The sequence below is a fragment of the Fretibacterium sp. genome (assembly GCF_057312375.1).
In genome coordinates, this window is sequence record NZ_DBHLDX010000025.1 from 22,015 (window position 1) to 28,181 (window position 6,167).

At 61.2% G+C, this 6,167-nt stretch carries 7 protein-coding genes; all 7 read left to right on the forward strand.

What is annotated here, in order from left to right; all coding sequences use genetic code 11:
- Positions 1-8: 8 nt before the first annotated feature.
- The gene (gene flgA / locus ACO41U_RS05630) at positions 9-1,001 is read left to right on the forward strand and encodes a flagellar basal body P-ring formation chaperone FlgA (protein WP_485942255.1); all 993 of its coding nucleotides are present in this window, start codon (positions 9-11) and stop codon (positions 999-1,001) included.
- Positions 998-1,600 (forward strand): flagellar basal body L-ring protein FlgH, encoded by a 603-nt coding sequence (locus ACO41U_RS05635; protein ID WP_298777901.1) that lies wholly within the window; start codon positions 998-1,000, stop codon positions 1,598-1,600. The genes flgA and ACO41U_RS05635 overlap by 4 nt, the downstream gene beginning before the upstream one ends.
- 13 nt (positions 1,601-1,613) lie before the next feature.
- Positions 1,614-2,756, forward strand: coding sequence for a flagellar basal body P-ring protein FlgI (locus ACO41U_RS05640; protein WP_485942257.1), 1,143 nt, complete (start codon positions 1,614-1,616; stop codon positions 2,754-2,756).
- Positions 2,757-2,770: 14 nt separating this feature from the next.
- Positions 2,771-3,172: a hypothetical protein gene (locus ACO41U_RS05645; RefSeq protein ID WP_485942259.1), complete on the forward strand. Its 402-nt coding sequence runs from the start codon at positions 2,771-2,773 to the stop codon at positions 3,170-3,172.
- Positions 3,156-3,611, forward strand: a complete 456-nt coding sequence (locus ACO41U_RS05650) for a YkgJ family cysteine cluster protein (RefSeq protein ID WP_485942261.1) — start codon at positions 3,156-3,158, stop codon at positions 3,609-3,611. The genes ACO41U_RS05645 and ACO41U_RS05650 overlap by 17 nt, the downstream gene beginning before the upstream one ends.
- A gap of 449 nt (positions 3,612-4,060) precedes the next feature.
- Positions 4,061-5,149 (forward strand): pyridoxal-phosphate-dependent aminotransferase family protein, encoded by a 1,089-nt coding sequence (locus ACO41U_RS05655; protein WP_485942263.1) that lies wholly within the window; start codon positions 4,061-4,063, stop codon positions 5,147-5,149.
- Positions 5,150-5,169: 20 nt separating this feature from the next.
- Positions 5,170-6,167 (forward strand): APC family permease (locus ACO41U_RS05660; RefSeq protein WP_485942265.1); only part of this gene is annotated, 998 nt, incomplete at its 3' end.

Below are 6,167 nucleotides of genomic sequence, written 5' to 3' on the forward strand. Positions count from 1 at the left end.
AGGGGACCGTGTCCTGTCCTTCAGGGCGGAGGTTTCTCCGCCTTTTTTTTATCCGGACGGCGTCTTGGGGCCGTCTTTCGGCCCTGCTCCTCCTCTGCCTCGCCCTGTTCGTCCCCGAAGCGCAGGGGGCCCCGACCCTCAGCGTGCGCGTCACCCTTCCCCCCGTCCTCCACACGGCGGACAGCGCGTTCACGCTGGGGGAGGTGGCTGAGATCGAGGGACCGCGGGACGCGAAGGAGGTTCTGTCCGCCCTGCTCCTGTCCGGGGAGGGCGGGGCCCTCACGCGGGAGCAGGTGCTCCAGGCCATCCGGGCCAGCGGGCTTGAGGGCGTTCGGGTGGAGCTCACCATGCCCGCCGTGGTGCGGGTGGAACCTTCGGCCACCGAAGGTTCTGGAGCGCAGGTCACCCCAGCGCTCCGCTCTGACGTTTCCCTGTCATCTATGATAAAATCACTGGCAGGGTGGGGCGGCACGGTGGAGGTCGTTGCTTCGGGCCCAGTCCCGGAGGGACGCCTCGTGGCGCCGGCCTTGATGGTGCCGGGGACGCCTGCGGCGACTCTGCGGTTTCAAGACAAGGCGGGGCGGCTGCGTTCGTTGGCCGTGCGGATGACCTGGCATCAGGACGTTCAGGTCGCGGCGCGAACCCTTCAGAGGGGGCGGCCGATCCGGCGGCAGGACCTCATGATGCGCCGGGTGCAGATCGCCCGTCCGGGCGTCTACGCCGAGCGGGCAGAGCAGGTCTTGGGCTTCATCCCGAGCCGGACCCTGAACCAGGGGGAGCCCGTCCTTCTGGAGCTCCTGACCTCTCCGACCCTCGTCAGGAAGGGACGGCCGGTGAAGGTGGTGGCCCGACTGGCCGGCCTCACGGCGACGGCGGAGGGCGTGCTTCTGGACGACGGCGAGCCGGGTGACGTGGTCCGCGTGCGGCGGACGGACCGGAAGACCACGGTTTTGGAAGCGCGAATCATCGATGAAAACACGGTGGAGGTGACGGTCCCATGAAGATTTGCTTTAGGCAGGGGAGGGTCGTTGCGCTCACGGCCCTTGCGCTCTGCGCCCTTGGGGGGACGTTCCTTGCCGGGGCGGCGGGTGCCGCTTCGCTGTGGGACGACCGGACGAACTGGATCGTTGACGTGCGACCGGGGCGAGTGGGGGACGTGGTGACCGTTCTGGTGAACGAGAGGACGAACGCCAAGGACGAGGCGACGATGGACCTCAAGAAATCCTCCAGCAATTCCGTCAGCGACGGGACGGGCATCCTGAAGTTCATTCGGGCTCTCTCCCTGACCAGCAAGAACAGCAGCGCCGGCGACGGCTCCTTCGAGCGGAAGCACCACGCCACGGCCACGGTGGCCTGTCTTGTGACCGAGGTACTGCCGAACGGGAACCTGGTCATCGAGGGGACGCGCGACGTCCGCACGAGCGAGGAAACTTTGCAAATTCAGCTGGTGGGCGTCATCCGCCCCCAGGACGTCAACAGCGACAACCAGATCAACAGCTCTCTCGTGGCCAACGCGGAGCTGGCGGTCAAGGGGCGCGGCGCCATCGCCCGCACCCAGAAGCCGGGGATCATCTCGCAGATCCTGCAGGCCGTGTTCTAAGGAGAAGCGACGAATGAAGCGCTTTCGAGCTCTCGGTTTCGTCTTGGCGTGCCTCCTCGTCGGCCTGCAGGCCGCGGGGGCGGCGGCCTCCGTCAACCTTCAGGACATGGACTTCACCAAACTGCACCCCAGGGTCCGCATCAAGGACATCGCGGATATCGAGGGCGCACGGGACAACCAGCTGACGGGGGTCGGGCTGGTGACGGGCCTGCGGGGGACGGGTGACAACTCCGCCATGACGACCCACATGATGCGGAACATGATGCGCAACTTTGGCGTGACGCTGGCCCCGAACGAGGTAAAGACCCGAAACGTCGCGGTGGTTTCGCTGACGGCGACCCTGCCGCCCTACGCGCGTCCGGGGCAGAGGATCGACGTGAGCGTCAACGCCATCGGCAACGCTCAGAGCCTTCAGGGAGGGACCCTGATACAGGCCCCTCTTCACGCTGCGGATGGCAACGTTTATGCGGTGGCCCAGGGCTCCGTGCTGGTGGGGGGATGGGCGGCGGACGGAAGCTCTGCTTCGACGACGAAGAACGTCCCCACGGTGGGGCGCGTCCCCAGCGGGGCGATCGTGGAGAGGGACGTCCCCACGGACTTCACCCTGGGGGGGCAGATGGCGCTCCTCCTGCGCGACCCGGATTTCACCACGGCTCAGCGCGTCGCCGACGCGATCAACCAGAAGTTCGGGGCCATCGCGTCCCCCGTGGACGCGGGGCGGGTGGTCGTCAACCTTCCCGGGCAATACCTGGCGGCTCCCACGGCCTTCCTCGCGAACGTGGAGAGGCTTGAGATCACGCCAGACATGGCGGCCAGGGTGGCCGTGAACGAGAGGACGGGGACGGTGGTGATGGGCGGCAACGTGCGCATCAGCTCAGTGGCGGTGGCGCACGGGAACCTGACCGTGTCCGTGAAGGACGACCCGAACGTCGTGCAGCCGGAGGCGTTCAGCGGCGGAGAGACGCGCGTTGAAATCCGGACGGACATCACGGTGAACGAGGACGGGGCCAGCATGATCGCGATGCCGGCCACCACGACGGTCCGCGACATGGTGCGCGTGCTGAACGCCATAGGGGCGACGCCGCGGGACATCATCACGATCCTTCAGGCGATCGACAAAGCCGGCGCGCTGCACGGCCAGCTGGTGAACATGTAGGAGGGGACGGGGAGATGACGATCGACGCCCTGCGGGCGAGCGCCTCCCGCGCGGGCCGCGCGCGGAGGACGGAGGTCGATCCGGAGGTCCACAGGTCGAAGGAGGCCGGGCGGCTCAGGGAGTCCTGCCAGCAGTTCGAGTCCATCCTGTGGGCGAAGCTGTGGAAGGAGATGCGGAACACGGCGCGCTCCTTCTCCGGCTCGAAGGACCGGCCCTGGAAGCAGATGGAGGACCTTTCGCTGGAGATGGCCTGCGACGAACTGGTGGAGAGGTCGGGAGGCGCGGGCCTGTGGAAGATGCTCTACGACAGCATGATCGAGCGCGTCGCCGCGGAACGGGGGCGGGAGCGACCGGACGGCGGGGAGCAGGGCGCCGGGGACGCGGAGGCCCCCGTCTCCTTTGACGCCCGCGCGTGAGGCCCTGCCCTGGTGGAGCGAGGGCCTTCGCTTTGATTGCCTTGGGTGCGGCCGCTGCTGCCGCTGGGGGCCCGGAGCGGTTTTCTTTTCCGAGGAAGAGGGGCGCGCCGTCGTGGAGTTCCTCGGCATCGACCCCTCGGACTTCAAGCGCCGCTTCGTCACGATGCGGTGGGGAAGCCCCAGCTTCGCCGAGCGGTCAAACGGCCACTGCGTCTTCTACGATGCCGGGAGCGCGCGGTGCCTCATCTACGCAGTGCGGCCCGAACAGTGCCGGTCCTTCCCCTTCTGGCCGGAGCTCCTCCAGTCGCGCGCGGCGTGGGACGCCGGAGCCCGCCGTTGTCCGGGCATGAACGAGGGCCCGCTTCGCAGCGCGGCGGAGATCGAGAAATGGACCTGCAGCGCCCGAAATTGGCTTGCGGCGCGGGAGGGCGGCCGGTGAGGAAAAATGTTGAAGCTGAACTCGATAACCAGAAAGAAAGTCATCCTTGAGACACCCTGCTCTGAGCCAGGGTGTCCATTTTTTTCTGAAAGATCGCTTCCAGGGTAGTCTGGGGCGGGCTTATGAGTTTGCACAGGTTTGCCCGCCAGATTGTCAAACCAAATGCAATAGGCAAATTAAAATTTTCCCATCTCTGTCTTCGAAGGTATACTTTCGCATCTTAACTTGAAGATTTGAAAAATAGCTACCATGTTGCTTTTTCGCGATGAAGTGAATATAATAAACTCGTTTTGTCATAAAAGCTGTCTGTACAGGCATTGGTAGCCAGTTTTAGGGGGATATTGGAATTTCGGCACTTGGGACAGAAATGTTGTTGCATTTTAGAGCACCTGGGCTTTCTCCAAGAGCTCTTGTGAAAGTCATGATACCAAAAAGGAGAGGATGCAATTATGAAAATGATGCTGTTCAGTCCCGGCCCGGTTATGGTCGAGGACCCCGTCCGTCAGTCCCTGCTCCACGCCGACATTTGCCACAGAAGTCCTGAGTTCGAAAAACTCTACGCAGATATTCAGAAAAAAATTGTGACCCTGTTCGAGGGAGATGAAAGCTATTGCTCGGTCGTTGTCTCAGGATCGGGTACTGCAGCTAACGAACTCTGCCTGTCCTCCGTTTTTAATCCTGGCGATGAAGCACTTCTGATCGACAACGGAGAGTTCGGCGGCCGCTTGTTCGAGATACTCAGCAAGTACAAGATTCCAACGACGCGCATTGAGACAGGCTGGGGGAATGTGCCGGATATTGCGCAGATAGAGAAGGCTGTCGCAGCAAACGATAAGATCAAATGGATATGCATGGTGTTCCACGAGACAAGCACGGGCATGATCAACCCCGTTCACCAAGTCGGCCAGATCGCCAAGAGATGCGGCAGGCGCTACTTCGTAGACTGCGTCAGTGCGGCATCTGGAGAACATATCGAAGTTGTGAAGAACAACATTGACCTCTGCACGTCCGTGGGCGGCAAGTGCCTTGGTGCGTTCCCGGGCTCGGCTTACGTGTGCGGCAAAGAGGAGCTCATGGCGTCGATTACGCCAGAGATGGGCAAAACTGTCTATCTCAACCTCGGCAAGCACTATCAAATGATGAAGAAGTGTAACCAAACGCCGAACACGCCGAACGTCACGCTGTTTTGGGCGCTGGATGCAGCACTCGACTGGGCACTTACTCGAGAGACGCTGGATGGTCGCATCGCCCGCTATAAAGAGTGCGCAAAAATACTGCGCGACGGCATGCACGAGATGGGGCTCAAGTTCTTGCTTCCAGACGAGCAGATGTCCAATACCGTGACCAGCGTTTTTCTCCCCGAGGGCATGGATCTTGCAAAGTTCATCACCTGCCTTGCCTCCGACGGTTACACCGTCTACCCCGGTAAGGGAAAGTACCTTGCAATGAATATGTTCCAAGTCGCAAACATGGGCGCAATCTATCCCGACGACTGCAGGGAGTTTCTTAAAGTCCTTAAGAAGTACATTAAGAGATAGCCAGTGGGGAGGTACACACTATGAGTTCGGATATCACGGCGGAAAAAGTCCAGGAAAAAAGCCTGGTCCGTGAACTGGGGCTGCCGGAATGTGTGACAATCACGGGAGGCGCTGTCATCGGTGTCGGACTGTTCACCGTCGGCTCATCCCAGGTCGGCATAGCCGGCAGTTCAATCATCGTCGCATCGATTATCTCGCTCCTGCTCGTTATCTGGCCTTCGATGATATACGGTGAGCTCGGTGCAACTCTACCCCTGGCGGGTGGCACCTACGCCTATGCGAAGCGTGCCATCAACTGGCCGGTCGCTATCTTCTGCTCCTGGCACTACACGCTTGCTCAGATAGGCATTGCAGGTGGAGAGGCGCTGGCCTTTGCAAATTATCTTAACCAGCTCCTCTGGGCCATGGGACTTGAAACGGTAATCGATCCGCGTGTTTCAGCCTGCGCCCTCATGCTCCTATTCACCATCATCAATTATCTTGGCATAGAATTCTCGGGGCGCGTTCAAAACGCGTTTATGTATTTCTTCTGGGGAGCATCCACGCTCTGGTTCCTCATGGAATTGAAAAATATTAACCTCGCCAACTACGTGTCCGTCTTCGGCGGGCTTCCCACGGAGTTTACAGCGTTCGCAAAGCTCATCGTCATGGTCTGGTGGTGCTTTGCCGGCTTTGAAACCGTCGCCGGCATGGGGGCCGAGGTAAAATTTCCACAGATTAACATTCCTCGCGCGCTGACAATCTCTCCGTTCATTGTCTTTGCCGTTAATTCCCTATGGCAGTTCTTCCTGGTCGGCATCACGCCCCTTGATTCTCTGGGTACCCTGATCACCTCTGATTCCCCGTTCATTGACGGAATGAAGGCCGCGGGCATCGTGGGCTTCCCTGTCATACTGTTGTGTCTGGCAGTTACGCTCGGTGGCGACTTCTCCACCATGATACCCTGTACGGGCGGCGCCTCCCGCTACCTCTACATTATGGCGCTTGACGGCTGTTTCCCAGAGGTATTTTCCAAGGT

What these genes read in the sequence shown, in the direction of transcription:
- ACO41U_RS05635 (WP_298777901.1), top strand. Translation starts at nt 998, where the DNA reads ATGAAGATTTGCTTTAGGCAGGGGAGGGTCGTTGCGCTCACGGCCCTT.
- ACO41U_RS05645 (WP_485942259.1), top strand. Translation starts at nt 2,771, where the DNA reads ATGACGATCGACGCCCTGCGGGCGAGCGCCTCCCGCGCGGGCCGCGCG.
- ACO41U_RS05640 (WP_485942257.1), top strand. Translation starts at nt 1,614, where the DNA reads ATGAAGCGCTTTCGAGCTCTCGGTTTCGTCTTGGCGTGCCTCCTCGTC.
- ACO41U_RS05655 (WP_485942263.1), top strand. Translation starts at nt 4,061, where the DNA reads ATGAAAATGATGCTGTTCAGTCCCGGCCCGGTTATGGTCGAGGACCCC.